This is a genomic window from Pseudomonas sp. Mb7, from assembly GCF_054790525.1.
Window position 1 is genome coordinate 5,229,543 of the sequence record NZ_CP186501.1, and the last position, 23,853, is coordinate 5,253,395.

Sequence of the window (23,853 nt, forward strand, 5' to 3'; positions counted from 1 at the left end):
CTTAAGCGAGTTTTTCGAACTTCAGGTCCCACACGCCATGGCCCAGTCGTTCGCCGCGGCGTTCGAACTTGGTGATCGGGCGTTCGGCCGGGCGTGGTACGCACTTGCCGTCTTCGGCGAGGTTGCGGTAGCCCGGGGCGACGTTCATCACTTCCAGCATGTACTCGGCGTACGGTTCCCAGTCGGTGGCCATGTGCAGAATGCCGCCAACCTTCAACTTGCTGCGCACTAGCTCAGCGAACGAGGCCTGAACGATACGGCGCTTGTGGTGACGGCTCTTGTGCCACGGATCCGGGAAGAACAGCATCAGGCGATCGAGACTGTTGTCGGCGATGCAGCGGTTGAGCACTTCGATCGCGTCGCAATCATAGACCCGCAGGTTGGTCAGGCCCTGAGTCAGCACGCCATTGAGCAGCGCGCCAACACCCGGACGGTGAACCTCAACGCCGATGAAGTCCTGATCCGGCGCGGCCGCAGCCATTTCCAGCAACGAGTGGCCCATGCCGAAACCGATCTCCAGCGAGCGCGGTGCCGAACGGCCGAACACTTGATCGTAATCCACCGGGGTGTCGGCCAGCGGCAGCACGTAAAGCGGCGCGCCCTGATCCAGGCCGCGTTGCTGGCCTTCGGTCATGCGCCCGGCGCGCATCACGAAGCTCTTGATGCGGCGGTGTTGGCGCTCGTCGCCCTCTTCCGTCTGGACAGGCGTGTCGTTCGATTCAGTCATCAATGGCTCTTACTTGATCAGACCATCCAGCGGCGAAGAGGCGCTGGCATAGAGTTTTTTCGGCATACGGCCAGCGAGGTAGGCCAGACGGCCTGCAACGATGGCGTGTTTCATGGCTTCAGCCATCATCACCGGCTGCTGGGCGTGGGCGATGGCCGAGTTCATCAGCACCGCATCGCAACCCAGTTCCATGGCGATGGTCGCATCGGACGCAGTGCCGACACCGGCATCGACCAGCACAGGGATTTTGGCTTCTTCGAGGATGATCTGCAGGTTGTACGGGTTGCAGATCCCCAGACCGGAACCGATCAGACCGGCCAGCGGCATGACCGCGATGCAGCCGATTTCCGCCAGTTGGCGGGCGATGATCGGGTCATCGCTGGTGTACACCATCACGTCGAAGCCTTCCTTGAACAGCGTTTCCGCGGCCTTGAGGGTTTCGATGACGTTAGGGAACAGGGTCTTCTGGTCGGCCAGTACTTCCAGCTTCACCAGGTTGTGGCCATCGAGCAGCTCACGGGCCAGGCGGCAGGTGCGCACAGCTTCGATGGCGTCGTAACAACCGGCGGTGTTCGGCAGGAAGGTGTAGCGCTCCGGCGACAGCACGTCGAGCAGGTTCGGTTCGCCTTCGATCTGGCCCAGGTTGGTGCGGCGCACGGCGAAGGTGACGATCTCGGCACCCGAGGCTTCGATGGCCTGACGGGTTTCTTCCATGTCACGGTACTTGCCGGTACCGACCAGCAAACGCGACTGGTAAGTACGACCGGCCAGCACAAAAGGCTTGTCGCTACGAACGATGCTCATGGGGAATCCTCTTTAGGAGTGAGGGTCTTGCAGAATTCTGTGCCCTTGCGGGGCGGGCGATCAGCCGCCGCCGATGGCGTGCACCACTTCAACGTTGTCGCCGTCGTTGAGCGTGGTGTCGGCATGCTGGCTGCGCGGGACGATATCCAGATTGAGTTCGACTGCCACCCGGCGTCCGGTCAATTCCAGACGGGTGATCAGGCCCGCAACGGTTTCACCGTCGGGCAGTTCAAGGGATTCACCGTTCAACTGAATGCGCATGCGTAACGCCGCCATCATTTTTAGGGGCTGGCATTCTAGCCCGATCATGACCTAAAGGTCAGCACCAAGCGTCAAGCGGTTGGTTGCAAGCGCCAGGCGGCGAGGCCCAGGCATAGCCAGCCAATCAGGAACGCCAGGCCACCAAACGGGGTGATGATGCCGAGCTTGCTGATGCCGGTGGTGGTCAGCACGTACAGGCTGCCGGAGAACAGCAGGATGCCAATGGTGAATGACACGCCGGCCCAAGTGACCAGTCGGCCCTGAATCTGTGTGGCCAGCAGCGCCACACCAAACAGCGCCAAGGTGTGCACCAATTGATAGGTGACGCCGGTATGGAAGATCGCCAGATACTCGGGTGTCAGACGGTTTTTCAGGCCATGGGCGGCGAATGCACCCAAGGCGACCCCGGTGAAACCGAAAAAAGCGGCCAGCATCAAAAAGCCACGCAGCATTGGGAACTCCAGTCAGACGTGATCGGCAGGGTCTGTATAATGGCCCGCTCCACCGGTTCGGCCAAGCCATCTCTATGCTGCGTACTATTTTCCGTCGTCTCACGAAGGCCCTGCTCTGGTTCGCCGGCGGCAGCGTCTTGCTGGTGCTGGTGTTTCGCTTCGTGCCGCCGCCGGGTACGGCGTTGATGGTCGAACGCAAGATCGAGTCCTGGGTCGACGGTGAGCCAATTGACCTGCAACGCACGTGGAAGCCGTGGGACGAGATCTCCGACGACCTCAAAGTCGCGGTCATGGCCGGTGAGGATCAGAAGTTTCCCGAGCATTGGGGTTTTGATTTCAGTGCGATCCAGGCTGCATTGGCCCACAACGAGCTTGGCGGCTCGATTCGCGGCGCCAGCACTTTGAGCCAGCAGGTGTCGAAAAACCTGTTTCTGTGGGCCGGTCGCAGCTATCTGCGTAAAGGCCTGGAGGCGTGGTTTACTGCGCTGATCGAGGTGTTCTGGCCCAAGCAGCGGATTCTTGAGGTGTATCTCAACAGCGTCGAGTGGGATGACGGGGTGTTTGGCGCCGAAGCAGCAGCCCGCCATCACTTTGGTGTGAGCGCGAAGTCGTTGTCACGGCAGCAGGCGAGTTATCTGGCGGCTGTTCTGCCCAATCCGCGTGTCTGGAGTGCCAGCCATCCGACCGCTTATGTCTCGCGGCGGGCCGGGTGGATTCGGCAGCAGATGAGTCAGTTGGGTGGGGATAGTTATCTGTTGGGGCTCAACGATTCGCGCCGGGCACCGTGGTCGCGATAACACCGAGGATCTAAATGTAGGAGTGAGCCTGCTCGCGATAGCGGTACATCAGTGACGGCAATGCTGACTGTCACACCGCTATCGCGAGCAGGCTCACTCCTACATTGGTTTTGTGTGAAGCCAGAAATGAAAACGCCCCGATCATCGCTGATCGGGGCGTTTTTTATTGCCTGCTCGCCGGTTATGCGGCGATCGACAACTTGAGCTTGTTCATCGCGCTCTTCTCGAGTTGACGGATCCGCTCGGCCGACACGTTGTACTTCTGCGCCAGATCATGCAGCGTGGCTTTCTCTTCTGCCAGCCAGCGCTGGTAGAGGATGTCGCGGCTACGTTCGTCCAGCACTTCCAGCGCTTCGTGCAGGTTGTGGTTGGAGTTGTCGCTCCAATCGGCATCTTCCAGTTGACGCGCCGGGTCGTACCGGTGGTCTTCCAAGTAGTTGGCCGGCGATTGAAAAGCGCTGTCATCGTCGGCTTCAGCAGCCGGGTCGAAGGCCATGTCGTGGCCGGTCAGGCGACTTTCCATCTCGCGCACTTCACGCGGTTCAACGCCGAGGCTTTCCGCCACACGGTGGACTTCCTCGTTGTTCAGCCACGCCAGACGTTTCTTCTGGCTGCGCAGGTTGAAGAACAGCTTGCGCTGGGCCTTGGTGGTCGCGACTTTCACAATGCGCCAGTTGCGCAGGATGAACTCGTGAATTTCCGCCTTGATCCAGTGCACAGCGAACGACACCAGACGCACACCCATTTCCGGGTTGAAGCGCTTCACGGCCTTCATCAGGCCGACGTTACCTTCCTGGATCAGGTCAGCCTGAGCCAGACCGTAGCCGGAATAACTACGGGCGATATGTACAACAAAACGCAGGTGGGCGAGCACCATCTGCCGAGCCGCCCCCAAATCCTGCTCATAGTAGAGACTCTCGGCCAGTTCACGCTCCTGCTCCGGCGTCAGCAATGGAATGCTGTTGACGGTGTGCACGTAGGCTTCCAGGTTCGCACCCGGAACCAACGCATACGCAGGTTGCAAAGAATTGGTCATGCGAAAAAACCTCCCACTTACATACTCGTGCTTCTCAGCACTGCGAAAAATTGACCGGGAACTCAAATACAAGTTCCCAAAAAACCGCGAGGTCAATCACGCGCAAAAAAGATTCTACTTCGGCGCCAGCTCCCTGAGATGGCGTGCGACTGCAATCCATGCACCGATATAACCCAACAGCACCGCGCCAAGCAAGAGCGACAGACCGTCGGCAACTGGCACTCCGGCCAGAGCGAAATCACTGCCGTACAAACCGGCCAGCCCAACCACCGCATCGTTCAGCCAGTTCAGGCCGAACGCCAAGACGCCCCAGGACAATAGCCCCGCACCGAAGCCATACAACGCCCCCATATAAAGGAAAGGGCGACGCACATAACTGTCAGTGCCGCCGACGAGTTTAATCACTTCTATCTCGGTGCGGCGGTTTTCAATATGAAGACGAATGGTATTGCCTATCACCAAAAGTAATGCAGAAACCAAAAGCACCGTCAGACCGAAGACAAAACGATCGCCAAGCTTGAGGATGGCGGCCAGACGCTCGACCCAGACTAGATCAAGTTGCGCCTGTTGTACCTTGGGCAATTCGGAAAGTTTTTGTCTTAATGCTTCCAGCGTCGGCTTGTCGACCTCGTTCGGGGTGACCAGCACCACGCCCGGCAACGGGTTCTCCGGCAGCTCGCGTAGGGCTTCACCCAACCCGGATTGCTGCTGAAACTCTTCCAGCGCCTGATCGCGGCCGACATATTCAGCATCCGCTACGCCGGGCATGCCTTTGATCTGCTCGCGCAACGACTCGCCCTGCTGCGGACTGGCGTCGAGTTGCAGATACAGCGAAATCTGCGCTGCACGCTGCCACGAACCGCCAAGACGCTCGACGTTGTTGAGCAACAGGGACAAGCCCATTGGCAGACTCAGCGCGACCGCCATCACCATGCAGGTGAAGAAGCTGCCGATCGGCTGCTTGGCGAGACGACGCAGGCTGTCGAGCAGACTGGCGCGATGGCTTTCGACCCAGGCACGGAACAGCGTGGCGAAGTCCGGGCCATCGTCTTCGTCGTGTTTTTTCTTCTTCGGTGGTTGCGGATCGGCGGCTTTCGGCGCCACACGTTCGGAAACCTTCGGACTGCGTGTCGCACTCATTCTCCGGCCTCCCCGTCGCCGATCAATCGGCCGCGTTGCAGGGTCAGCATGCGGTGACGCATGCGCGCGATCAGCGCCAGGTCGTGACTGGCGATCAGCACGCTGGTGCCCAGACGATTAATGTCTTCGAACACGCCCATGATTTCAGCCGCCAGACGCGGGTCGAGGTTACCGGTGGGTTCGTCCGCCAGCAGCAAGGCCGGACGGTGCACGATGGCGCGAGCAATGCCGACACGCTGTTGCTGACCGGTGGACAGGTCGCCCGGATACAGATCGGTTTTATCCGACAGCGCCACGCGCTCCAGCGCCGAATCGACACGCTTGGCGATTTCGGCCTTGGACAAGCCAAGAATCTGCAGCGGCAAGGCGACGTTGTTGAACACCGTGCGATCAAACAGCAACTGGTGATTCTGGAACACCACGCCGATCTGCCGACGCAGGAACGGAATCTGCGCGTTGCTGATGGTGCTCAGGTCTTGCCCAGCCAGCAGCAGTTTGCCGCTGGTCGGACGCTCCATCGCCAGCAACAGGCGCAACAACGTGGATTTACCGGCGCCGGAGTGACCGGTGACAAACAAGAACTCGCCACGACGGACTCGAAAGCTCAGCTCATGCAAGCCGACGTGACCGTTCGGGTAGCGTTTACCGACCTGTTCGAAACGAATCATGAACGCTCCCGCTCGGCAAACAGTGCCTGGACAAAGGGTTCGGCTTCAAAAGTGCGCAAGTCGTCGATGCCTTCACCGACGCCGATGTAGCGGATCGGCAAGCCGAACTGCTTGGCCAGGGCGAAAATCACGCCGCCCTTGGCAGTGCCGTCGAGCTTGGTCAGCGCCAGACCGGTCAGTTCGACGGTCTGGTTGAATTGCTTGGCCTGGTTGATCGCGTTCTGGCCAGTACCGGCGTCGAGCACCAGCAGCACTTCGTGCGGCGCGTCGGCGTCGAGCTTGCCGATGACGCGGCGAACCTTTTTCAGTTCTTCCATCAGGTTGTCTTTGGTGTGCAGACGACCGGCGGTGTCGGCGATCAATACGTCAATGCCACGGGCCTTGGCAGCCTGCACGGCGTCGAAAATCACCGAGGCCGAGTCGGCGCCGGTGTGCTGGGCGATGACCGGAATCTTGTTGCGCTCGCCCCAGACCTGCAATTGCTCCACGGCAGCGGCGCGGAAGGTGTCACCGGCGGCGAGCATGACTTTCTTGCCTTCCAGTTGCAGCTTCTTCGCCAGTTTGCCGATGGTGGTGGTCTTGCCGGCGCCGTTGACGCCAACCACCAGAATCACGAACGGCTTGTTCTGCGAAACGATTTTCAGCGGTTGTTCGACCGGCTTGAGCATCGCTGCCAGTTCGGCCTGCAGGGATTTGTACAGCGCGTCGGCGTCGGCCAGCTCTTTGCGGGCGACCTTCTGGGTCAGGCGCTGGATGATCTGCGTGGTAGCTTCGACGCCGACGTCAGCGGTGAGCAGACGGGTTTCGAGGTCATCGAGCAGGTCGTCATCAATGGTTTTGCGGCCGAGGAACAAGCTGGCCATGCCCTCGCCGATGCTGGCGCTGGTTTTCGACAGGCCTTGTTTGAGACGGGCGAAGAAACCGGCTTTGGTTTCTTCGGTGCGCGGGGCTTCGACTGGGGACTCGGTAACCACTTCAACCGGCACAACTGGCGCAGCGACGACCGGTGCAGGTGCAGGCTGTTGAACGACCGGAGCAACAAACGCCGGCGCAACAGGCTCAGCAACAACCGGCGCAGGCTCGACAACCGGCTCAACCACAGGCGCCCGAGCCACCTCGGGCACCAACGCAGCAGGCGCTGGAATTTCCGGGGTGATGTGTGGCGCAGCTTCTTCAACCAACGCCACCGGCTCTTCCGCCACCGGCAAGGTCAGCCACGGTTCAGCCGCAGGAGTCAGCGGTAGTTCAGCCGCCACAGGCGCTTCAGGCTCTGGCTCAGGCTCAACCGGTTGCAACACCGGCTCGGCAATCGGCAGCACAATCGGTGCCGGCTCTTCTTCTATGACTGGAGCCGGCGCCGGCGCAGGCGCTGGCTCAGGAATCACCGGCGGCTGTTCGACGACGGGTTCCTGCGGTTTCTTACGCAGCCATCCGAACAGGCTTTTCTTCTCGCCAGCCGCAGCTGGGGTCTTCTTGTCGTCGTTGGAACCAAACATGGAGGACGGCTATCTCACGGTAGCGACGCGCCATAAGGGCGCCCCGGCAAATAAATATTCGATGCAGAACAGACTGTGTTTCATCCAGCTTGTTCACGCGCAACATTTTGTCGAGGCGCCAGCGGCACCTCAAAGAATCGTATAAACGAAGGACTAAACCGGCAAATTCGGCGAAAAAGCGAAGTTTAGTCGATAAACTGTAGCTTTCTGCCGCAAACCCATTCAGCCAGATCAGGTCTGAAAACCTGATAGGCGTGGTCGCCGGTAAAACGGATCAGTATCCTAGCACCCTCTCGCCCGCCGACGCTAAGACCAAGCGGGCAGCCCAACAGGTTAAAAAACGAATGAATGCTCTAGCCCGCCGCGCTGCAGGCCTGCTGCTCAGCACAGTCTGCCTGCCCCTTTCGGCCCTGGCGGCCGACCCGCAACCGACCCACGAATTCACCCTCGACAACGGCCTCAAGGTCGTCGTGCGCGAAGACCATCGCGCACCGGTGGTGGTGTCGCAGGTCTGGTACAAGGTCGGCTCCAGCTACGAAACCCCGGGCCAGACCGGTCTGTCCCACGCGCTTGAGCACATGATGTTCAAGGGCAGTGAAAAAGTCGGTCCCGGCGAAGCCTCGCTGATCCTGCGTGACCTCGGCGCCGAAGAGAACGCCTTCACCAGCGACGATTTCACCGCTTATTACCAGGTACTGGCCCGCGACCGTCTGGGCGTCGCCTTCGAACTGGAAGCCGACCGCATGGCCAATCTGCGCCTGCCGGCCGACGAGTTCGCCAAGGAGATCGAAGTCATCAAGGAAGAGCGCCGCTTGCGCACCGATGACAAGCCGATGTCCAAGGCCTACGAGCGCTACAAGGCCATGGCTTACCCGGCCAGCGGCTACCACACGCCAACCATTGGCTGGATGGCCGACCTCGACCGCATGAAAGTCGAAGAACTGCGCCACTGGTACCAATCCTGGTACGTGCCGAACAACGCCACGCTGGTGGTGGTCGGCGACGTGACCCCGGACGAGGTGAAAAACCTCGCTCAACGCTATTTCGGCCCGATCGCCAAACGCGACGTGCCACCGGCGAAAAAGCCGCTGGAACTGGCCGAACCCGGCGAACGCCAGATCACCCTGCACGTGCAGACGCAATTGCCTAGCCTGATGCTCGGTTTCAACGTACCAAGCATTGCCACGGCTGAAGACAAACGCTCGGTCAACGCCTTGCGCCTGATCTCGGCGTTGCTCGACGGCGGTTACAGCGGGCGCATCCCGACGCAACTGGAGCGCGGCGAAGAGCTGGTCTCCGGCGGTTCGTCGAGCTACGACGCCTATACCCGTGGCGACAGTCTGTTCACCCTGTCGGCAACCCCGAACACCCAGAAGAAAAAGACTATCGCGCAAGCCGAGGCCGGTCTGTGGAAACTGCTGGAACAGCTGAAAACCACCGCGCCGTCCGCTGAAGAACTGGAGCGCGTGCGAGCACAAGTGATTGCCGGTCTGGTCTTCGAACGTGACTCGATCACCAGTCAGGCCACCGCCATCGGTCAACTCGAGACCGTCGGTCTGTCGTGGAAACTGATGGACACCGAACTGGCCGATCTGGAAAGCGTGACCCCGCAAGACATCCAGAACGCCGCCAAGCTGTATTTCACCCGCGAACGTCTCAGCGTCGCCCACGTCCTGCCACTGGAGACGACTCATGAGTAAGCGCAAATCCCCACGCCTGCTACTCGGCCTGATTGCCGTGGCGGTGATCGGCTCTGCCGCGCTCTACCTGTCGCCTGGCGCTGACAGCAATGCCAGCGAAGCCCTCGACAACGCCAAGACCAGCCAGAAGCTGCAATCACTGACCGAACTCGACGGCAAGGCCCCGGCCAGCCGCAAACTCGACGTGCAAACCTGGAACACCGCCGAAGGCGCCAAAGTATTGTTCGTCGAAGCCCATGAGCTGCCGATGTTCGACATGCGCCTGATCTTCGCCGCTGGCAGCAGCCAGGACGGCAGCGCTTCGGGCTTGGCAGTGCTGACCAACGCCATGCTCAACGAAGGTGTCGCCGGCAAAGACGTCGGCGCCATCGCGCAAGGCTTCGAAGGCCTCGGTGCGGATTTCGGCAACGGTGCTTTCAAGGACATGGCGCTGGCTTCTCTACGCAGCTTGAGTGCCACCGACAAGCGTGAACCGGCGCTGAAGCTGTTTTCGGAAGTGGTTGGCAAACCGACCTTCCCGGCCGATTCGTTCGCACGCATCAAGAACCAGCTGCTCGCCGGTTTCGAATACCAGAAACAGAACCCCGGCAAACTCGCCAGCCTTGAGCTGATGAAGCGCTTGTACGGCGATCACCCGTACGCGCATTCGAGTGACGGTAACCCGCAGAGCGTGCCGAAGATCACCCTCGCGCAGTTGCGTGAGTTCCACGCCAAGGCCTACGCCGCTGGCAACGTGGTGATCGCGCTGGTCGGCGACCTGTCGCGGGCGGATGCCGAGGCGATTGCCAATCAGGTCTCTTCTGCCCTGCCCAAAGGCCCGGCGCTGGCGAAAATCGCTCAGCCGCAGGAACCGAAGGCCAGCATCAACCACATCGAGTTCCCGTCGAAGCAGACCAACCTGATGCTCGCGCAACTGGGCATCGACCGTGACGACCCCGATTACGCGGCGCTGTCGATGGGCAACCAGATCCTCGGTGGTGGCGGTTTCGGCACGCGCCTGATGAGCGAAGTGCGTGAGAAACGTGGCCTGACCTACGGCGTGTACTCGGCCTTCAGCCCGATGCAGGCACGCGGCCCGTTCATGATCAACCTGCAGACCCGCGCGGAAATGAGCGAAGGCACCCTGAAACTGGTGCAGGACGTGCTTGCCGATTACCTGAAAACCGGGCCGACGCAGAAGGAACTCGACGACGCCAAACGCGAACTGGCCGGCAGTTTCCCGCTGTCCACCGCGAGCAACGCCGATATCGTCGGCCAACTCGGCGCGATGGGCTTCTATAATCTGCCGCTGAGCTATCTGGACGACTTCATGCGTCAGTCGCAAAGCCTGACCGTGGAACAAGTCCGCGACGCCCTGAACAAACACCTGAGCACGGACAAAATGGTCATCGTCACCGCTGGCCCGACCGTGCCGCAAAAGCCGTTACCGGCCCCATCTGATAAACCTGCCGAGCAACCGCTCGGGGTTCCGGAGCACTAATGGCTACCCGATCGCCTAAAAAACCTGCGCAAAACGTCCATAACGGTGTGAACCAGTTGCGCATCATTGGCGGCCAATGGCGCAGCCGCAAGCTGAGCTTCCCCGACGCACCGGGCCTGCGCCCGACGCCGGATCGCGTGCGTGAAACCTTGTTCAACTGGCTCGCACCGTACGTTGAAGGGGCCAAGGTGCTTGATCCGTTCGCCGGCAGTGGCGCGCTGTTTCTCGAAGCGCTGTCCCGTGGCGCGGCCATGGGTCAGGCGCTGGATGCCAGCAACATTGCCGTGTCCAGCCTGAAAGAACACCTTGGCACCCTGCGCTGCACCAACGGCCAGGTGCAGACCGCCGACGCCCTGCGTTATCTGGAAACCCAGACCGCAACTCCGTTCGACCTGGTATTCCTCGACCCGCCGTTCAACCAGAACCTGCTGCCTGCCGTCTGCACCTTGCTCGAAGAGCGCCAGTGGCTGGCGCCGGACTCGTGGATCTACACTGAAAGCGAAACGGCGCCATCGACGCTGGGCCTGCCGGGCAACTGGCGCCTGCATCGCGAGCAGAAATCCGGCCGGGTTTACTACGCGCTGTGGCAACGTACGGCAGAGATCGCCGGTTAACCGACCGGTCTGAATAAGCGGCGCCCCTTCCAACAGGGTCGCCGCTCTGCATCGAGAACCATCGTGTCCACCTCTTCAGAACGCTTCAACCCCGCCTTCGGCCTCGGCAATCCGCACCTGCAAACCTTGTGGGGGCCGCTGTGGCGCAAAACCGTACATATCGAGCGTGAACGCGAACGCCTGTGGCTTGAGGATGGCGACTTTCTCGATCTCGACTGGCACGGCCCGCACACCGCCGATGCACCACTGGTGCTGGTATTGCACGGTCTGACCGGGTCCTCCAATTCGCCTTATGTAGCGGGCATCCAGCAGTCACTGGCTGATCAAGGCTGGGCCAGTGTTGCGTTGAACTGGCGCGGCTGCTCTGGCGAACCGAATTTGCTGCCGCGCAGCTATCACTCCGGCGCCAGCGAAGACCTCGCCGAAACCATCAGACATCTGCGCGCCAAACGACCGCTGGCACCGCTGTATGCCGTCGGCTACTCCCTGGGCGGCAACGTGCTGCTCAAACACCTCGGGGAAACCGGCAGCGCCAGCGGCGTGCTCGGCGCCGTAGCGGTATCAGTGCCGTTTCGCCTCGATCAATGCGCCGACCGCATCGGCCAGGGATTTTCCAAGGTCTATCAGGCGCACTTCATGCGCGAGATGGTCGCCTACATCAAGAACAAGCAGCGGCAGTTTCAACACGACGGACGTGAAGAAGGACTCGCCGCGCTGGCCGCCCTCGGTTCGCTGGAAAACATGCGCACCTTCTGGGATTTCGATGGCCGGATAACCGCGCCGTTGCACGGGTTCGAGGATGCCGAGGATTACTATCGCCGCGCTTCAAGCCGCTATTTCCTCGGCGAGATTCGCACGCCGACCCTGATCATTCAGGCGGCGGACGATCCGTTCGTGTTCCCCCACAGTTTGCCGCAGGTCAATGAGCTGTCGCCGTCGACCGCTTTCGAACTGCAGGCGCGCGGTGGGCATGTCGGCTTTGTCGAAGGCTCGCTGCGTCAGCCCGGTTACTACCTGGAACGACGCATCCCGCAGTGGCTGGCTCGCGTGTCCGCATGAGCGATCAGGGCGAGTCGATCCGCTTCTGGCAAACCGCGCCGCTGGCCGGGGTCGAGTTGCTGTCGGCGCGCTACATCGAGCATCGCTTCGCCCCGCATGTGCATGACGGCTATGTGATCGGCATGATCATGGCCGGCGCCCAGCGTTATCGCTATCGCGGCGCCGAGCACCTGGCGGGCAGCGGCACGCTGGTACTGATCAATCCGGACGAGCTGCACACCGGGCACAAGGGCACCGAGGACGGCTGGCTGTACCGGGCGTTTTATCCCGATACCGCGCAAATCGTTTCGCTGCTGGATGAGCTGGAGCTGTCCACCAGCAACCTGCCGGCGTTCGGCGCCACGTTGTATCGCGATGCGGATCTGGTCAACGGCTTTGCGCAGTTGCACCGCTTGCTCGAAAGCCCGACCACCGCGTTGCAACAGCAGACGGTGTGGCGCGAGATGATGTTGCGGCTGTTGCAGCGCCATGCGGCAGTGCCGGTGCCCGGTCGAGCGGGTAAAGAACACCGCGCGGTGCGGTTGGGCAAAGAACTGCTGCACGCGCAACTGGCGGCGCCGCCATCGCTGGAAGAGCTCGCAGCGGCGGTGAATCTGTCGCCCTTCCATTTCGCCCGAGTATTCCGTCGCGCCACCGGCATGCCGCCGCACACATGGCTGATGCAGCAACGCATCGCCCAGGCTCGCGCACTTCTGCAACACGGCTGCTTGCCGGTGGAAGTCGCCACGCAACTGGGATTTGCCGATCAGAGCCATTTGAGCCGGCAGTTCAAGCAGGCTTATGGTGTCGGGCCCGCCGCTTACCGTAGCGCCCGGATGGAAAGCTAAAAGATCGCAGCCTTCGGCAGCTCCTACAGGGAAATGCATTCCAATGTAGGAGCTGCCGAAGGCTGCGATCTTTTGATCTTATTCGCCGGTGGCGATGCCGCGAGCCGGTTCGTTGATCCACTCACTCCACGACCCGGCGTACAACACCGCCAACGGATAACCCGCCAGACACAACGCAAACAGGTTGTGACACGCCGTCACGCCGGATCCGCAATACGCAACCAGATCCGCTGGCGAACGCTCACCGATCTTGGCGGCAAAACGCTGCTTGAGTTGATCCGCCGGCAGGAATCGCCCATCGCTGCCGAGGTTGTCGGTGAACACCGCGCATTGCGCACCGGGAATATGCCCGGCAACCGGATCAATCGGCTCGACCTCACCTTTGAAACGCGGCAAAGCCCGGGCATCGATCAACGTCAGCGCCGGTTGACCAAGCCGCTGTTGCAGTTGCTCGGCGCTGAGCAGCAGGCGGGTGTCCGGCTGGCCAATGAAATTGCCACGGGTATCCGTCGGCGCATCCAGGCTCAGCGGCAGCCCCGCCGCATGCCACGCCTTGAGCCCACCATCGAGAATGAACACGCCATCGCGCTTACCCAGCCACGCCAGCAACCACCAGGCCCGCGCCGCGTAGGCACCGGGACCGTCGTCGTACAAAACCACGTCGCTGTCGTTGTTGATGCCCCAAGCCTGCAGCCGCTCAATAAACGCCGCCGGCTCGGGCAACGGGTGACGGCCAGTCACGCCTTTGACCACTTTACCGCTGAGGTCACGCTCAAGATCGGCAAAGCTCGCCCCGGCAATGTGCCCCTCGGCATAGCTGCGCTGACCGTAGACCGAGTCTTCGAGGGCAAAACGACAATCGAGAATCACCAGCCCTGGCTGCCCCTTGCGGGCATCCAGTGCTTCGGGGCTGATCAGTTGCGCAATCGGCATAACAGGCTCCTGGGGGATTTCAACAGAACGGTTTATTTCACGTCTTCGAGGGCCTGGGCCAGCGGCACGTAGAACTCCTCGAACAACGCATTGACCTCGTCACGCGCCTGCTCGGTGACAAACCCGGCTTCCAGCACCAGCACCTGATACACGCCACGTTTAATGGCTTGCTCACTGAGGTGGTTGGAGTTTTCGCGGGTGGTGCACAGGAAGCGCACCCAGGACGTCAGGATGATCCAGGCATTGAGGGTCAGGGATTCGATCTGCACGCGATCCATATCAAGGATCCCGGCGGCAACAAAACCTTCGTAAATCGCCGCGCCTTGAATCACGCAGCGCTGGGAAAAGCGCCGATAGCGGGCGGCCAGTTCCGGATCGCTGTCGAGCAGATGCTCCAGATCGCGGTGCAGAAAGCGGTAGCGCCACATCGCCGAGAGCAATTCCTTGAGATAGAAACGCTTGTCCTCGACCGTCGCCGCGCGCCCCTGCGGCGGGCGCAGAAAGCTGTCCACGAGGCTTTCGTACTCACTGAACAACACGGCGATGATCGCCTGCTTGTTGGGGAAGTGGTAGTACAGGTTGCCCGGAGAAATCTCCATGTGGGCGGCAATATGATTGGTGCTGATGCTGCGCTCGCCCTGCTGATTGAACAGTTCAAGGCTGTTCAGCACGATACGCTCGCTGGTTTTTATTCGTGGGGCCATGGCTTGAGCTTTAATTCAGAGTGCGTTGGGGAGCATCTTACGACCTAACCGGAAATGGATAAAACACTGCCGTGCAAGGAAGTCATTTGACTTTCTAGAGCATAGACTCTAAAAAGTTCATTACTACAATAAATCCGGAGCAGACCATGACTGCCGACGTTGCTTACCTGCAAACGCTGCAACAACCGCTGGCCGAACTGGACCGGTTGTTCGAGGCGCAGCGGGCTGCGTATGCCGCCACTCCGATGCCGCCCGCCGCCCAGCGCCAGCAATGGCTCAAGGCCCTGAGTGATTTGCTCAGCAACGAGCGTAAGGCCTTGATCGAGGCGATCAGCTCCGATTTCAGCCATCGCAGTGCCGACGAAACCTTACTCGCCGAACTGATGCCGAGCCTGCACGGCATTCATTACGCCAGCCGCCACCTCAAGGGCTGGATGAAAGCCTCGCGGCGCAAGGTTGGTGTGGCGTTCCAGCCGGCCTCGGCGAAAGTGGTCTATCAACCATTGGGCGTGGTCGGCGTCATCGTGCCGTGGAACTACCCGTTGTATCTGGCCGTCGGCCCACTGGTCGGCGCCTTGGCGGCGGGTAACCGGGTGATGCTCAAACTCAGTGAATCAACCCCCGCCACCGGCTTGCTGATGAAAGAGTTGCTGGCGCGAATTTTCCCCGAAGACCTGGTCTGCGTGGTGCTCGGTGAAGCCGACATCGGCGTGGCGTTTTCCCGTTTGCGCTTCGATCACTTGCTGTTCACCGGCGCCACCAGCATCGGCAAACACGTGATGCGCGCCGCCGCCGAAAACCTCACCCCGGTGACACTGGAACTGGGCGGCAAATCGCCGGCCATCGTCTCCCGCGACGTACCGCTCAAGGATGCCGCCGAGCGCATCGCCTTCGGCAAAACCCTCAACGCCGGCCAGACCTGCGTTGCCCCGGATTACGTGCTGGTGCCGGAAGACCGGGTCGGTGCTTTTGTCGAAGCCTATCGCCAGGCGGTGCAGGGTTTTTACCCGACACTCACCGACAATCCGGACTACACGGCGATCATCAACGAACGCCAACTGGCGCGGCTCAACGGCTATGTAAGCGACGCCACCAGCAAGGGCGCGCTGTTGATTCCGCTGTTCGAGCAGGGCCAGGGCCGACGCATGCCGCACAGTGTGCTGCTGAATGTCAGCGATGAGATGACGGTGATGCAGGACGAAATCTTCGGCCCGCTGCTGCCGATCGTGCCGTATCAGGACCTGGAGCAGGCATTTGCTTACATCAATCAGCGGCCACGTCCTCTGGCTCTTTACTACTTTGGCTACGACAAACGCGAACAGAACCGGGTGCTGCACGAAACCCATTCCGGCGGCGTGTGCCTGAACGACACGTTGCTGCATGTGGCTCAGGACGATATGCCGTTCGGTGGCATCGGCGCTTCGGGCATGGGCCACTACCACGGTCACGAAGGCTTCCTGACCTTCAGCAAAGCCAAAGGCGTGTTGATTAAACAGCGCTTCAACGCGGCCAGGCTAATTTATCCGCCCTACGGCAAATCGATTCAGAAACTGATCCAGAAGCTGTTCATTCGCTAAACCTTCGTCACCGCCGGGTAATAAAAACAATGCACCCAAGCCTGACCGAAACACCTGCACTGTCGCGCCGTAGCCTGCTGAAATTCAGCCTCGGCGCCACGGCGTTTCTCGCCACCGCCGGACTCGGCGCCAGCCTCAGTGGCTGTTCATCGAGCGTCGCGGCGAACGGTTTTGTGTCGTTGCGTGACGGCGACCTGCTGTTTCTGCGCGCGCTGATTCCGGTGATGCTCGACGGCGCCGTGGCAGCCGAGAGGATGCCGAGCGCGGTTGATGGCACGCTCAAGTCGCTGGACTACAGCCTCGATCACCTGTCGCCAGAAATGCTCAAGCTCACCCGGCAACTGTTCGACGTCCTCGGCATGGCGGTGACGCGCGGGCCACTCACCGGGATCTGGGGCAGTTGGGAAAATGCCAGTCCCGAAGCGATGCGGCATTTTCTTGATCGTTGGGAGAACAGCTCGTTAAGCCTGCTGCGCATGGGGCATAGCTCGTTGCAGCAGATGGTGATGATGGCCTGGTATACCCGCGCGGAGTCGTGGGCGCATTGCGGTTATCCAGGGCCGCCTAGCGTCTGAAACCGTGTCCTCCCTTCGCGAGCAGGCTCGCTCCCACAGGGGGCGGCCGCCACACCGCCGCATCCAAAAATAATAAAGAGAACCTGATCGATGCCCGTACCCGACCCGTTCCGCGAAGGCCTCGCCCGAGGCTGGAAAACCTACAACGGCGCACAACTGACCGACGACCTCACCCTTGAAGCCGACGTCGCTATCATCGGCAGCGGCGCCGGTGGCGGCACCACGGCAGAAATCCTCAGCGCCGCCGGCTACAAAGTGCTGCTGATCGAAGAAGGCCCGCTGAAAACCAGCTCCGACTTCAAAATGCTCGAAGACAAGGCCTACAGCAGCCTTTATCAGGAAGGCATCGGGCGCATGAGCAAGGACGGCGCGATCACCATTCTTCAGGGCCGCGCTGTCGGCGGCACAACGCTGATCAACTGGACCTCGAGCTTTCGCACCCCGGAGCCGACCCTCGAGCACTGGGCCAAGGAACACAACGTCAAAGGTCACAGCCCTGCCGAGATGGCGCCGTGGTTCGAGAAAATGGAGCAGCGCCTCGGCGTCGCCCCGTGGATGGTGCCACCCAACGCCAACAACGACGTGATCCGTAAAGGCTGCGAGCAACTGGGCTATAGCTGGCACGTGATCCCACGTAACGTGCGCGGCTGCTGGAACCTCGGCTATTGCGGCATGGGCTGTCCAACCAATGCCAAACAATCGATGATGGTCACGACCATTCCGGCGACATTGGAAATGGGCGGCGAACTGCTTTATCTGGCCCGCGCGGAGAAGCTGCTGATCAACGGCGACAAGGTCACTGGCCTGCAATGCGTGGCGATGGACGAACGTTGCGTCGCGCCGACCGGACGCAAAATCACGGTCAAGGCGCGGCATTACGTGCTGGCCGGCGGCGGCATCAACAGCCCGGCGCTGCTGCTGCGTTCGGATGCTGCGGACCCACATAAAACCCTGGGAAAACGTACCTTCCTGCACCCGGTGAACATGTCCGCAGCGCGCTTCGACGAAGTCATCAACCCGTTTTACGGGGCACCGCAGTCGATCTACTCCGACCATTTCCAGTGGAAGGACGGCACCAGCGGGCCGATGGCCTTCAAACTCGAAGTGCCGCCGTTGCACCCGGCCTTGGCTGCCACCTTGCTCGGCGGTTTTGGCGCAGAGAGCGCGCAACATATGGCAGACCTGCCGCACACCCACGCCATGCTGGCCTTGCTGCGTGACGGTTTTCACCCGGACAGCACGGGCGGCACCGTCGCGTTGCGTGGCGATGGTTCGCCGGTGCTCGACTATCAGGTTTCACCTTACGCCTGGGAAGGCCTGCGCCGGGCCTTTCACGTCATGGCCGAAATCCAGTTTGCCGGCGGTGCAAATGCGGTGATGCCGATGCACGCCGACGCCCGTTACGTGAAAACCCTGGCCGAGGCCCGCACGCTGATCGATGGTTTGAGCCTTGAGCTGTACCGCACGCGTCTGGGCAGCGCGCATGTCATGGGCGGTTGCGCGATGGGCGAAGAGCCGAAAAGCGCAGTCACCGACAGTCTCGGCCGGCATCATCAACTGGCTAATCTGTCGATTCACGACGGCTCGCTGTTCCCTACCAGCATCGGCGCCAACCCGCAGCTATCGGTGTATGGCCTGACCGCGCAACTGGCGACTTCCCTCGCCGATCGGCTGAGAAATCCGTGAAAAAACCAATTAATTGCCTCGTCTATAGTGCTTTCTTACCCAACAGGCGACTTGGCCGACCGGGACGGCTGCGATACCATCCGACTCCCCAACGGACTCCCGCCAGGACGACGCGATGAACCGAGTGTTGTACCCAGGTACCTTCGACCCTATTACCAAGGGCCATGGCGATCTGGTCGAACGCGCCTCGCGCCTGTTCGACCACGTGATTATTGCAGTCGCTGCCAGCCCGAAGAAAAACCCGCTGTTCCCGCTGGAACAACGGGTAGAACTGGCTCGCGAAGTCACCAAACACCTGCCGAACGTGGAAGTGGTCGGTTTCTCGACACTGCTGGCGCATTTCGCCAAAGAGCAGAACGCCAACGTGTTCCTGCGCGGTCTGCGTGCGGTGTCGGACTTCGAATACGAATTCCAGCTGGCCAACATGAACCGTCAGTTGGCCCCGGATGTGGAGAGCCTGTTTCTCACGCCGTCCGAGCGTTATTCGTTCATTTCCTCGACGCTCGTGCGGGAAATTGCCGCGCTGGGCGGCGATATCAGCAAGTTCGTCCACCCGGCCGTGGCTGATGCGTTGACCCTACGCTTCAAGAAGTAGGAGCTGCCGAAGGCTGTGATCTTTTGCTTTTAAAAGATTGCAGTCTCGTGCCCTTGATCGCAGCCGCGTGCACTGCGCTCGCCAATGCGGCACAATTGCGCGCATTGATTTATAGCGCCCGGGCCTGCCGCCCCGGCTGGAGTTAGCATGTCCCTGATCATCACCGACGATTGCATCAACTGCGACGTCTGCGAACCCGAGTGCCCGAACGCCGCCATCTCCCAAGGCGAAGAGATCTACGTGATCGACCCGAACCTGTGCACCCAGTGCGTCGGCCACTACGACGAACCACAATGCCAGCAGGTCTGCCCGGTGGATTGCATTCCGCTGGACGAGGCGCATCCGGAGACTGAAGAACAGTTGATGGAGAAATACCGCAAGATTACCGGCAAGGCCTGATCCGCCGGATTTGTAGCGCTCTCTCAGGCCTCTTCGCGAGCAGGCTCGCTCCCACATTGGAATGCATTTCAAATTGTGGGAGCGAGCCTGCTCGCGAAAGGGTCATCAGCCACACAGCTGAATCCTGCTCAAAGCTCACTCGCGCTGCTCAAACCCCTCCCCGATACACCCCAGGCACCGCACAAAAGCGGCCTTCGCCGGATCGACCACCAACGCCTGCCCGGCATCGCCAATCCCGCCACCCAGCGCGGTAAACGGCAACGACACGACGAACGCCCCCGCACCGATCACCGTCGCCACCACCAATAAAGGTCGGGCAATCAGCAAGTCGCCGATCATCGCGTAGGCCGGTGGATTCTGGATGGTGTAACGCGGATCGCCGCTGCCGTTTTCCGTGGCCTGAACCGCCAGACTGGAACACAGCAGCAGCGTAATAACGAGGGTTTGCAAGGATTTCATGGCACGATCCTTCGGGCTAAACAGTGAGACCACTCACTATAGACCGTAGGACTTTTTCAGCCTGTTGCCTCAGGTCTGGCAGCGCGGGCAGAACACACTGGCACGCTGGCCGAGCTTCACCTCACGCAAACCGGTACCGCAGACCTTGCAGTGTTCACCGCCACGGCCGTAGACAAACAGTTCCTGCTGGAAATACCCCGGTTGGCCGTCGCCGCCAATGAAATCGCGCAGCGTCGTACCTCCGCGCTCGATGGCAGCGGCCAGAATGCGTTTGATCTCGATCGCCAGCTTCAGATAGCGCCCCCGGGAAATGCCTCCGGCCTCGCGGCGCGGATCGATCCCGGCGGCGAACAGCGCTTCGGTCGCGTAGATATTGCCGACCCCGACCACCACTGCGTTGTCCATGATGAACGGCTTGACCGCCATCGACCGCCCGCGTGATAGCTGAAACAAGCGCTCGCCATCGAACAGATCGGTCAGTGGCTCAGGCCCCAAGCGAATCAGCAGTTCATGATTGAGCGGGTCGTTGCTCCACAACATCGCGCCGAACCGGCGCGGATCGGTGTAGCGCAGCGCCAGCCCCGACTCCAGCTCGATATCGACGTGTTCGTGCTTAAGCGCCGGCAATCCGGCTTCAACCAGACGCAAATTACCCGACATGCCCAAGTGGCTGATCAGCGTGCCGACTTCGGCGTTGATCAGCAGATACTTGGCGCGACGCTCGACCAGCACAATGCGCTGCCCCGACAGGCGCACATCGAGGTCTTCGGGGATCGGCCAGCGCAACCGCCGGTCACGCACGATCACCCGACTGACACGTTGGCCTTCCAGGTGCGGGGCAATCCCGCGACGGGTGGTTTCGACTTCTGGCAGTTCAGGCATGGCGTTCTCGGATCAATGCGCGCCGAGGTCGCGGATTGTTTGTTTGAGAGTTTCGAAGTCGTAATCCGACAGTCCTACATAATCGAGTACCAGCGGGCCGACGGCGTTCCATTCGGAATCTTCGGTCTGGTTGCCCAGCACGCGGTATGACGCACAAATATGCTCGGCCATCTTCAGGATCGCCAGGAGGTTTTTCAGCTGACTGTTGCGCGACGATTCATCGCTGAAGATCGCCAGGGCGTTGTGGTGATTGGCGATGGCCGCACTGACGTGTTCCGGCAGGCGCCACGACTTGGCGGTGTAGTAACCGACCACGGCGTGGTTGGTGTTGAACTCGCTGTTCTCGGTGTCGACGACACGACATTCGGCGCTGGCATTGGCGTAGGCCGTTTCCAGCACCGACATGTAGTTAGGAAAGCGCTGCAGCATCAGCGGCACGCCACAGTCGTGGAACAGACCCAAGGCATACGCCTCATCGCCGGCCTGAGTGCCGATACGCTTGGCCAGCGTCAGGCAGGTCATGGCCACATCCTGGGCAGTGTCCCAGAAACGGTTGAGGGTGACGATGGTGTCGTCGTTCATCTCGCCCTTGATCGACTGCGCGTTGATCAGGTTGATGATCGAGCGGCTGCCCAACAGATTCACCGCGCGTTGAATCGAGGTGATCTTGTTGCTCAGACCGTAATACGGCGAGTTGACGATTTTCAGCAGCGAGCCGGACAGACCGGGATCCTGAGCGATCAGCTTGGCGATCACCTCCAGGTCCGGGTCGGGCATGTACTGCTCCATTTGCAGATCCACCATGATCTGCGGTTGCGCCGGCACGCTGATGCCTTGCAGCGATTGTTGAATCTGTTCGGTGGTCAGCTCTTGGGACATAAGTACACACTCTGGGACAGGCGGCGATTCTAACCTCTAAAAACCGCGAGACGACACACCAGTGGGCAATTGTCAGGAACTTTCATTAACGCCCAGGCTTCGGAATCTGTAATGCCCAACGGGTCACACCGGCCCATTGCGGCGGCAAACTCCCACAGACTCAGGAGCTTATCGATGGCCACTTCCCTCAACGGCAAACGCGTCGCCATTTTGGTAACAGACGGTTTCGAACAGGTCGAACTGACCGGTCCCAAGCAGGCACTGGAGCAAGCCGGCGCGCAAGTCGACATCCTTTCCGCCGAGGCCGGCAAGGTCAGAGGCTGGAACCACGATAAACCGGCGGATGACTTCAAGGTCGACCAGACCTTCCAGGGCGCCAGCAGCGAGCAGTACGACGCGATCGTCCTGCCGGGCGGCGTGCAGAACTCCGATACCATCCGCATCGATCAGGATGCCCAGCATCTGGTCAAGACCGGCGCCTCTGCCGGCAAACCGATTGCGGTGATCTGCCATGGCGGATGGCTGCTGATTTCCGCCGGGCTGGTCAACGGCAAGACCATGACCAGCTACAAGACACTCAAGGATGACCTGGTGAATGCCGGGGCCAACTGGGTCGATAAAGAAGTGGTCAAGGATGGTCACCTGATCAGCAGCCGTCAGCCGGATGATATTCCGGCGTTCAGCAAGGAGTTGATCAACGCACTGTCTGCGTAGCATTCACAACTGCCTTCGCAAGCAAGTCGAATCGTCGCTCCCACATTGATCTTGTGTCAGTCACAAATCCCCTGTGGGAGCGGGCCTGCTCGCGAAGAGGCCATCAGCGTTTCATCGCTCATCAAACCCGGCACAAGTCGCAACACGCTATACTCCCGCTCTTTTTTCCGGAGCGACGTCATGTCCCTGCCTAGCTTGCGCCTCAAAGCCAACGCCGACCGTCGCCTGCGCGCCGGTCACCTGTGGGTCTACAGCAACGAAATCGATGTAGCCGCCACCCCGCTGCACGGCTTCAATGCCGGCGACCAGGCCATCCTCGAAGCCGCTGGCGGCAAGCCGTTGGGCATCGTGGCGATGAGCCCGAACAACCTGATCTGCGCCCGCCTGCTGTCGCGCGATATTAAAGTTGCGCTGGACAAATCGCTGCTGGTGCACCGTCTGAACGTGGCCCTGTCACTGCGCGAGCGCCTGTTCGACAAACCGTTCTACCGTCTGGTCTACGGCGACTCCGACCTGTTGCCAGGCCTGGTCGTTGACCGTTTCGGTGACATTCTTGTGGTGCAGATCGCCTCGGCGACCATGGAAGCGCACAAAGATGACGTGATCGCGGCCCTGACCCAAGTGCTCAAGCCAAGCGGCATCCTGTTCAAGAACGACTCCGCAGCCCGTGATGCCGAAGGCCTCAACCGCTACGTCGAAACCGTGTTCGGCCTGGTGCCGGAGTGGGTGGCGCTGGAAGAGAACGGCGTGAAGTTCGAAGCCCCGGTCATTCAGGGTCAGAAAACCGGCTGGTTCTACGACCACCGCATGAACCGTGCACGCCTGGCCCCTTACGCCAAAGGCAAACGCGTCCTCGACCTCTATAGCTACATCGGTGGCTGGGGCGTGCAGGCTGCTGCGTTCGGCGCCAGCGAAGTGTTCTGCGTCGACGCCTCGGCTTTCGCCCTCGACGGCGTTGAGCGCAATGCCGCGCTGAACGGTTTCGCCGACAAGATGACCTGCATCGAAGGCGACGTCTTCGAAGCCTTGAAAGAGCTGAAAGCCAGCGAAGAGCGCTTCGACGTGATCGTGGCCGACCCGCCAGCGTTCATCAAACGCAAGAAAGACATGAAAAACGGCGAAGGCGCCTACCGTCGCCTGAACGAGCAAGCCATGCGCCTGCTCAACAAGGACGGCATCCTGGTCAGCGCGTCGTGCTCGATGCACCTGCCGGAAGATGACCTGCAGAACATCCTGCTGACCAGCGCCCGTCACCTGGATCGCAACATCCAGTTGCTCGAGCGGGGCGGCCAGGGTCCGGATCACCCGGTGCACCCTGCCATCGCCGAAACGCGCTACATCAAGAGCATCACCTGCCGCCTGCTGCCCAACAGCTGATTTTTTGCGGAT

At 60.8% G+C, this 23,853-nt stretch carries 26 protein-coding genes; 13 read left to right on the forward strand and 13 right to left on the reverse strand.

All coding sequences use genetic code 11. The features are described from left to right. Window position 1 precedes the first annotated feature (1 nt). The 4 genes from trmB to ACOYXH_RS23645 all read right to left on the reverse strand — a co-directional run bounded on the left by trmB (window position 2) and on the right by ACOYXH_RS23645 (window position 2,244). Window positions 2-727, reverse strand: coding sequence for a tRNA (guanosine(46)-N7)-methyltransferase TrmB (trmB, locus tag ACOYXH_RS23630; protein ID WP_095049455.1), 726 nt, complete (start codon window positions 725-727; stop codon window positions 2-4). Window positions 728-736: 9 nt separating this feature from the next. Then, on the reverse strand, window positions 737-1,531 hold the full coding sequence (locus tag ACOYXH_RS23635; RefSeq protein ID WP_460409974.1) for a thiazole synthase: 795 nt from the start codon (window positions 1,529-1,531) through the stop codon (window positions 737-739). Window positions 1,532-1,591: 60 nt separating this feature from the next. Continuing rightward, window positions 1,592-1,792 carry a sulfur carrier protein ThiS gene (thiS, locus tag ACOYXH_RS23640; RefSeq protein ID WP_167359915.1) on the reverse strand — a complete coding sequence of 67 codons (201 nt, stop codon included), beginning with the start codon at window positions 1,790-1,792 and terminating at the stop codon, window positions 1,592-1,594. A 71-nt stretch (window positions 1,793-1,863) separates the two neighbouring features. Next, window positions 1,864-2,244 carry a DUF423 domain-containing protein gene (locus tag ACOYXH_RS23645; RefSeq protein ID WP_095049454.1) on the reverse strand — a complete coding sequence of 127 codons (381 nt, stop codon included), beginning with the start codon at window positions 2,242-2,244 and terminating at the stop codon, window positions 1,864-1,866. Between the two features lie 74 nt (window positions 2,245-2,318). On the opposite strand from ACOYXH_RS23645, the gene mtgA reads away from it, so the two are divergent. Further along, window positions 2,319-3,041: a monofunctional biosynthetic peptidoglycan transglycosylase gene (gene mtgA, locus ACOYXH_RS23650; RefSeq protein WP_095049453.1), complete on the forward strand. Its 723-nt coding sequence runs from the start codon at window positions 2,319-2,321 to the stop codon at window positions 3,039-3,041. 181 nt (window positions 3,042-3,222) lie between these two features. On the opposite strand, the gene rpoH is transcribed toward mtgA, so the two are convergent. From rpoH to ftsY, 4 genes are all read right to left on the reverse strand, one after another. Next, window positions 3,223-4,077, reverse strand: a complete 855-nt coding sequence (gene rpoH, locus ACOYXH_RS23655) for an RNA polymerase sigma factor RpoH (RefSeq protein WP_003229146.1) — start codon at window positions 4,075-4,077, stop codon at window positions 3,223-3,225. A gap of 114 nt (window positions 4,078-4,191) precedes the next feature. Next, on the reverse strand, window positions 4,192-5,217 hold the full coding sequence (ftsX, locus tag ACOYXH_RS23660) for a permease-like cell division protein FtsX (protein ID WP_460066342.1): 1,026 nt from the start codon (window positions 5,215-5,217) through the stop codon (window positions 4,192-4,194). After that, window positions 5,214-5,885, reverse strand: a complete 672-nt coding sequence (gene ftsE / locus ACOYXH_RS23665) for a cell division ATP-binding protein FtsE (protein ID WP_008065082.1) — start codon at window positions 5,883-5,885, stop codon at window positions 5,214-5,216. Before ftsE ends, ftsX begins: the two co-directional genes overlap by 4 nt. Beyond that, the gene (gene ftsY, locus ACOYXH_RS23670) at window positions 5,882-7,381 is read right to left on the reverse strand and encodes a signal recognition particle-docking protein FtsY (RefSeq protein WP_095049451.1); all 1,500 of its coding nucleotides are present in this window, start codon (window positions 7,379-7,381) and stop codon (window positions 5,882-5,884) included. The genes ftsE and ftsY overlap by 4 nt, the downstream gene beginning before the upstream one ends. A 344-nt stretch (window positions 7,382-7,725) precedes the next feature. On the opposite strand from ftsY, the gene ACOYXH_RS23675 reads away from it, so the two are divergent. The 5 genes from ACOYXH_RS23675 (at window position 7,726) to ACOYXH_RS23695 (ending at window position 13,061) form a co-directional block, all read left to right on the forward strand. After that, window positions 7,726-9,081 (forward strand): M16 family metallopeptidase, encoded by a 1,356-nt coding sequence (locus tag ACOYXH_RS23675; RefSeq protein WP_095049450.1) that lies wholly within the window; start codon window positions 7,726-7,728, stop codon window positions 9,079-9,081. Continuing rightward, window positions 9,074-10,561, forward strand: a complete 1,488-nt coding sequence (locus tag ACOYXH_RS23680) for a M16 family metallopeptidase (protein ID WP_320413612.1) — start codon at window positions 9,074-9,076, stop codon at window positions 10,559-10,561. The genes ACOYXH_RS23675 and ACOYXH_RS23680 overlap by 8 nt, the downstream gene beginning before the upstream one ends. Further along, complete coding sequence (gene rsmD, locus ACOYXH_RS23685; RefSeq protein WP_038358861.1) at window positions 10,561-11,175, forward strand: 16S rRNA (guanine(966)-N(2))-methyltransferase RsmD; 615 nt, start codon at window positions 10,561-10,563, stop codon at window positions 11,173-11,175. Before ACOYXH_RS23680 ends, rsmD begins: the two co-directional genes overlap by 1 nt. Window positions 11,176-11,238: 63 nt before the next feature. Beyond that, on the forward strand, window positions 11,239-12,234 hold the full coding sequence (locus ACOYXH_RS23690) for a hydrolase (RefSeq protein ID WP_460409975.1): 996 nt from the start codon (window positions 11,239-11,241) through the stop codon (window positions 12,232-12,234). Beyond that, window positions 12,231-13,061, forward strand: a complete 831-nt coding sequence (locus ACOYXH_RS23695; protein ID WP_095049503.1) for an AraC family transcriptional regulator — start codon at window positions 12,231-12,233, stop codon at window positions 13,059-13,061. The genes ACOYXH_RS23690 and ACOYXH_RS23695 overlap by 4 nt, the downstream gene beginning before the upstream one ends. A gap of 78 nt (window positions 13,062-13,139) precedes the next feature. Here ACOYXH_RS23695 and ACOYXH_RS23700 read toward each other — a convergent pair whose 3' ends face one another. Together ACOYXH_RS23700 and ACOYXH_RS23705 are read right to left on the reverse strand one after the other, a co-directional pair. Further along, the gene (locus ACOYXH_RS23700; protein WP_460409976.1) at window positions 13,140-13,994 is read right to left on the reverse strand and encodes a sulfurtransferase; all 855 of its coding nucleotides are present in this window, start codon (window positions 13,992-13,994) and stop codon (window positions 13,140-13,142) included. Between the two features lie 32 nt (window positions 13,995-14,026). Further along, window positions 14,027-14,698 (reverse strand): TetR/AcrR family transcriptional regulator, encoded by a 672-nt coding sequence (locus tag ACOYXH_RS23705; protein ID WP_007913599.1) that lies wholly within the window; start codon window positions 14,696-14,698, stop codon window positions 14,027-14,029. Window positions 14,699-14,844: 146 nt separating this feature from the next. Here ACOYXH_RS23705 and ACOYXH_RS23710 point away from each other — a divergent pair, with 146 nt between their 5' ends. The 5 genes from ACOYXH_RS23710 to ACOYXH_RS23730 all read left to right on the forward strand — a co-directional run bounded on the left by ACOYXH_RS23710 (window position 14,845) and on the right by ACOYXH_RS23730 (window position 19,530). Next, entirely contained in the window at window positions 14,845-16,275 is a 1,431-nt protein-coding gene (locus ACOYXH_RS23710; RefSeq protein ID WP_095125837.1) for a coniferyl aldehyde dehydrogenase, read from the forward strand. Window positions 16,276-16,304: 29 nt separating this feature from the next. Further along, a complete protein-coding gene (locus tag ACOYXH_RS23715; protein ID WP_460409977.1) occupies window positions 16,305-16,850 on the forward strand; it encodes a twin-arginine translocation pathway signal protein in 546 nt (181 codons plus the stop codon). Between the two features lie 90 nt (window positions 16,851-16,940). After that, on the forward strand, window positions 16,941-18,536 hold the full coding sequence (locus ACOYXH_RS23720; RefSeq protein ID WP_460409978.1) for a GMC family oxidoreductase: 1,596 nt from the start codon (window positions 16,941-16,943) through the stop codon (window positions 18,534-18,536). A gap of 115 nt (window positions 18,537-18,651) precedes the next feature. Continuing rightward, the gene (gene coaD, locus ACOYXH_RS23725) at window positions 18,652-19,131 is read left to right on the forward strand and encodes a pantetheine-phosphate adenylyltransferase (RefSeq protein WP_003229157.1); all 480 of its coding nucleotides are present in this window, start codon (window positions 18,652-18,654) and stop codon (window positions 19,129-19,131) included. Window positions 19,132-19,278: 147 nt separating this feature from the next. Then, on the forward strand, window positions 19,279-19,530 hold the full coding sequence (locus ACOYXH_RS23730; protein ID WP_003195146.1) for a YfhL family 4Fe-4S dicluster ferredoxin: 252 nt from the start codon (window positions 19,279-19,281) through the stop codon (window positions 19,528-19,530). A gap of 135 nt (window positions 19,531-19,665) precedes the next feature. On the opposite strand, the gene ACOYXH_RS23735 is transcribed toward ACOYXH_RS23730, so the two are convergent. The 3 genes from ACOYXH_RS23735 to ACOYXH_RS23745 all read right to left on the reverse strand — a co-directional run bounded on the left by ACOYXH_RS23735 (window position 19,666) and on the right by ACOYXH_RS23745 (window position 21,696). After that, window positions 19,666-19,989, reverse strand: a complete 324-nt coding sequence (locus ACOYXH_RS23735; RefSeq protein WP_460409979.1) for a multidrug transporter — start codon at window positions 19,987-19,989, stop codon at window positions 19,666-19,668. A gap of 69 nt (window positions 19,990-20,058) precedes the next feature. Beyond that, a complete protein-coding gene (gene mutM / locus ACOYXH_RS23740) occupies window positions 20,059-20,871 on the reverse strand; it encodes a bifunctional DNA-formamidopyrimidine glycosylase/DNA-(apurinic or apyrimidinic site) lyase (protein ID WP_095125836.1) in 813 nt (270 codons plus the stop codon). Window positions 20,872-20,883: 12 nt separating this feature from the next. After that, the gene (locus ACOYXH_RS23745; RefSeq protein WP_220558898.1) at window positions 20,884-21,696 is read right to left on the reverse strand and encodes an HDOD domain-containing protein; all 813 of its coding nucleotides are present in this window, start codon (window positions 21,694-21,696) and stop codon (window positions 20,884-20,886) included. 228 nt (window positions 21,697-21,924) lie between these two features. Between ACOYXH_RS23745 and ACOYXH_RS23750 the strand changes: the two genes are divergently transcribed. Together ACOYXH_RS23750 and ACOYXH_RS23755 are read left to right on the forward strand one after the other, a co-directional pair. Continuing rightward, window positions 21,925-22,464, forward strand: a complete 540-nt coding sequence (locus tag ACOYXH_RS23750) for a type 1 glutamine amidotransferase domain-containing protein (RefSeq protein WP_095049442.1) — start codon at window positions 21,925-21,927, stop codon at window positions 22,462-22,464. Window positions 22,465-22,644: 180 nt separating this feature from the next. Continuing rightward, window positions 22,645-23,841, forward strand: coding sequence for a class I SAM-dependent rRNA methyltransferase (locus ACOYXH_RS23755; RefSeq protein WP_093429813.1), 1,197 nt, complete (start codon window positions 22,645-22,647; stop codon window positions 23,839-23,841). The last annotated feature ends 12 nt before the right edge of the window (window positions 23,842-23,853 follow it).

Coding starts and splice junctions, on each gene's coding strand:
- trmB (WP_095049455.1), bottom strand. CDS start 727: ATGACTGAATCGAACGACACGCCTGTCCAGACGGAAGAGGGCGACGAG.
- ACOYXH_RS23635 (WP_460409974.1), bottom strand. CDS start 1,531: ATGAGCATCGTTCGTAGCGACAAGCCTTTTGTGCTGGCCGGTCGTACT.
- thiS (WP_167359915.1), bottom strand. CDS start 1,792: ATGCGCATTCAGTTGAACGGTGAATCCCTTGAACTGCCCGACGGTGAA.
- ACOYXH_RS23645 (WP_095049454.1), bottom strand. CDS start 2,244: ATGCTGCGTGGCTTTTTGATGCTGGCCGCTTTTTTCGGTTTCACCGGG.
- mtgA (WP_095049453.1), top strand. CDS start 2,319: ATGCTGCGTACTATTTTCCGTCGTCTCACGAAGGCCCTGCTCTGGTTC.
- rpoH (WP_003229146.1), bottom strand. CDS start 4,077: ATGACCAATTCTTTGCAACCTGCGTATGCGTTGGTTCCGGGTGCGAAC.
- ftsX (WP_460066342.1), bottom strand. CDS start 5,217: ATGAGTGCGACACGCAGTCCGAAGGTTTCCGAACGTGTGGCGCCGAAA.
- ftsE (WP_008065082.1), bottom strand. CDS start 5,885: ATGATTCGTTTCGAACAGGTCGGTAAACGCTACCCGAACGGTCACGTC.
- ftsY (WP_095049451.1), bottom strand. CDS start 7,381: ATGTTTGGTTCCAACGACGACAAGAAGACCCCAGCTGCGGCTGGCGAG.
- ACOYXH_RS23675 (WP_095049450.1), top strand. CDS start 7,726: ATGAATGCTCTAGCCCGCCGCGCTGCAGGCCTGCTGCTCAGCACAGTC.
- ACOYXH_RS23680 (WP_320413612.1), top strand. CDS start 9,074: ATGAGTAAGCGCAAATCCCCACGCCTGCTACTCGGCCTGATTGCCGTG.
- rsmD (WP_038358861.1), top strand. CDS start 10,561: ATGGCTACCCGATCGCCTAAAAAACCTGCGCAAAACGTCCATAACGGT.
- ACOYXH_RS23695 (WP_095049503.1), top strand. CDS start 12,231: ATGAGCGATCAGGGCGAGTCGATCCGCTTCTGGCAAACCGCGCCGCTG.
- ACOYXH_RS23700 (WP_460409976.1), bottom strand. CDS start 13,994: ATGCCGATTGCGCAACTGATCAGCCCCGAAGCACTGGATGCCCGCAAG.
- ACOYXH_RS23705 (WP_007913599.1), bottom strand. CDS start 14,698: ATGGCCCCACGAATAAAAACCAGCGAGCGTATCGTGCTGAACAGCCTT.
- ACOYXH_RS23710 (WP_095125837.1), top strand. CDS start 14,845: ATGACTGCCGACGTTGCTTACCTGCAAACGCTGCAACAACCGCTGGCC.
- ACOYXH_RS23715 (WP_460409977.1), top strand. CDS start 16,305: ATGCACCCAAGCCTGACCGAAACACCTGCACTGTCGCGCCGTAGCCTG.
- ACOYXH_RS23720 (WP_460409978.1), top strand. CDS start 16,941: ATGCCCGTACCCGACCCGTTCCGCGAAGGCCTCGCCCGAGGCTGGAAA.
- coaD (WP_003229157.1), top strand. CDS start 18,652: ATGAACCGAGTGTTGTACCCAGGTACCTTCGACCCTATTACCAAGGGC.
- ACOYXH_RS23730 (WP_003195146.1), top strand. CDS start 19,279: ATGTCCCTGATCATCACCGACGATTGCATCAACTGCGACGTCTGCGAA.
- ACOYXH_RS23735 (WP_460409979.1), bottom strand. CDS start 19,989: ATGAAATCCTTGCAAACCCTCGTTATTACGCTGCTGCTGTGTTCCAGT.
- mutM (WP_095125836.1), bottom strand. CDS start 20,871: ATGCCTGAACTGCCAGAAGTCGAAACCACCCGTCGCGGGATTGCCCCG.
- ACOYXH_RS23750 (WP_095049442.1), top strand. CDS start 21,925: ATGGCCACTTCCCTCAACGGCAAACGCGTCGCCATTTTGGTAACAGAC.
- ACOYXH_RS23755 (WP_093429813.1), top strand. CDS start 22,645: ATGTCCCTGCCTAGCTTGCGCCTCAAAGCCAACGCCGACCGTCGCCTG.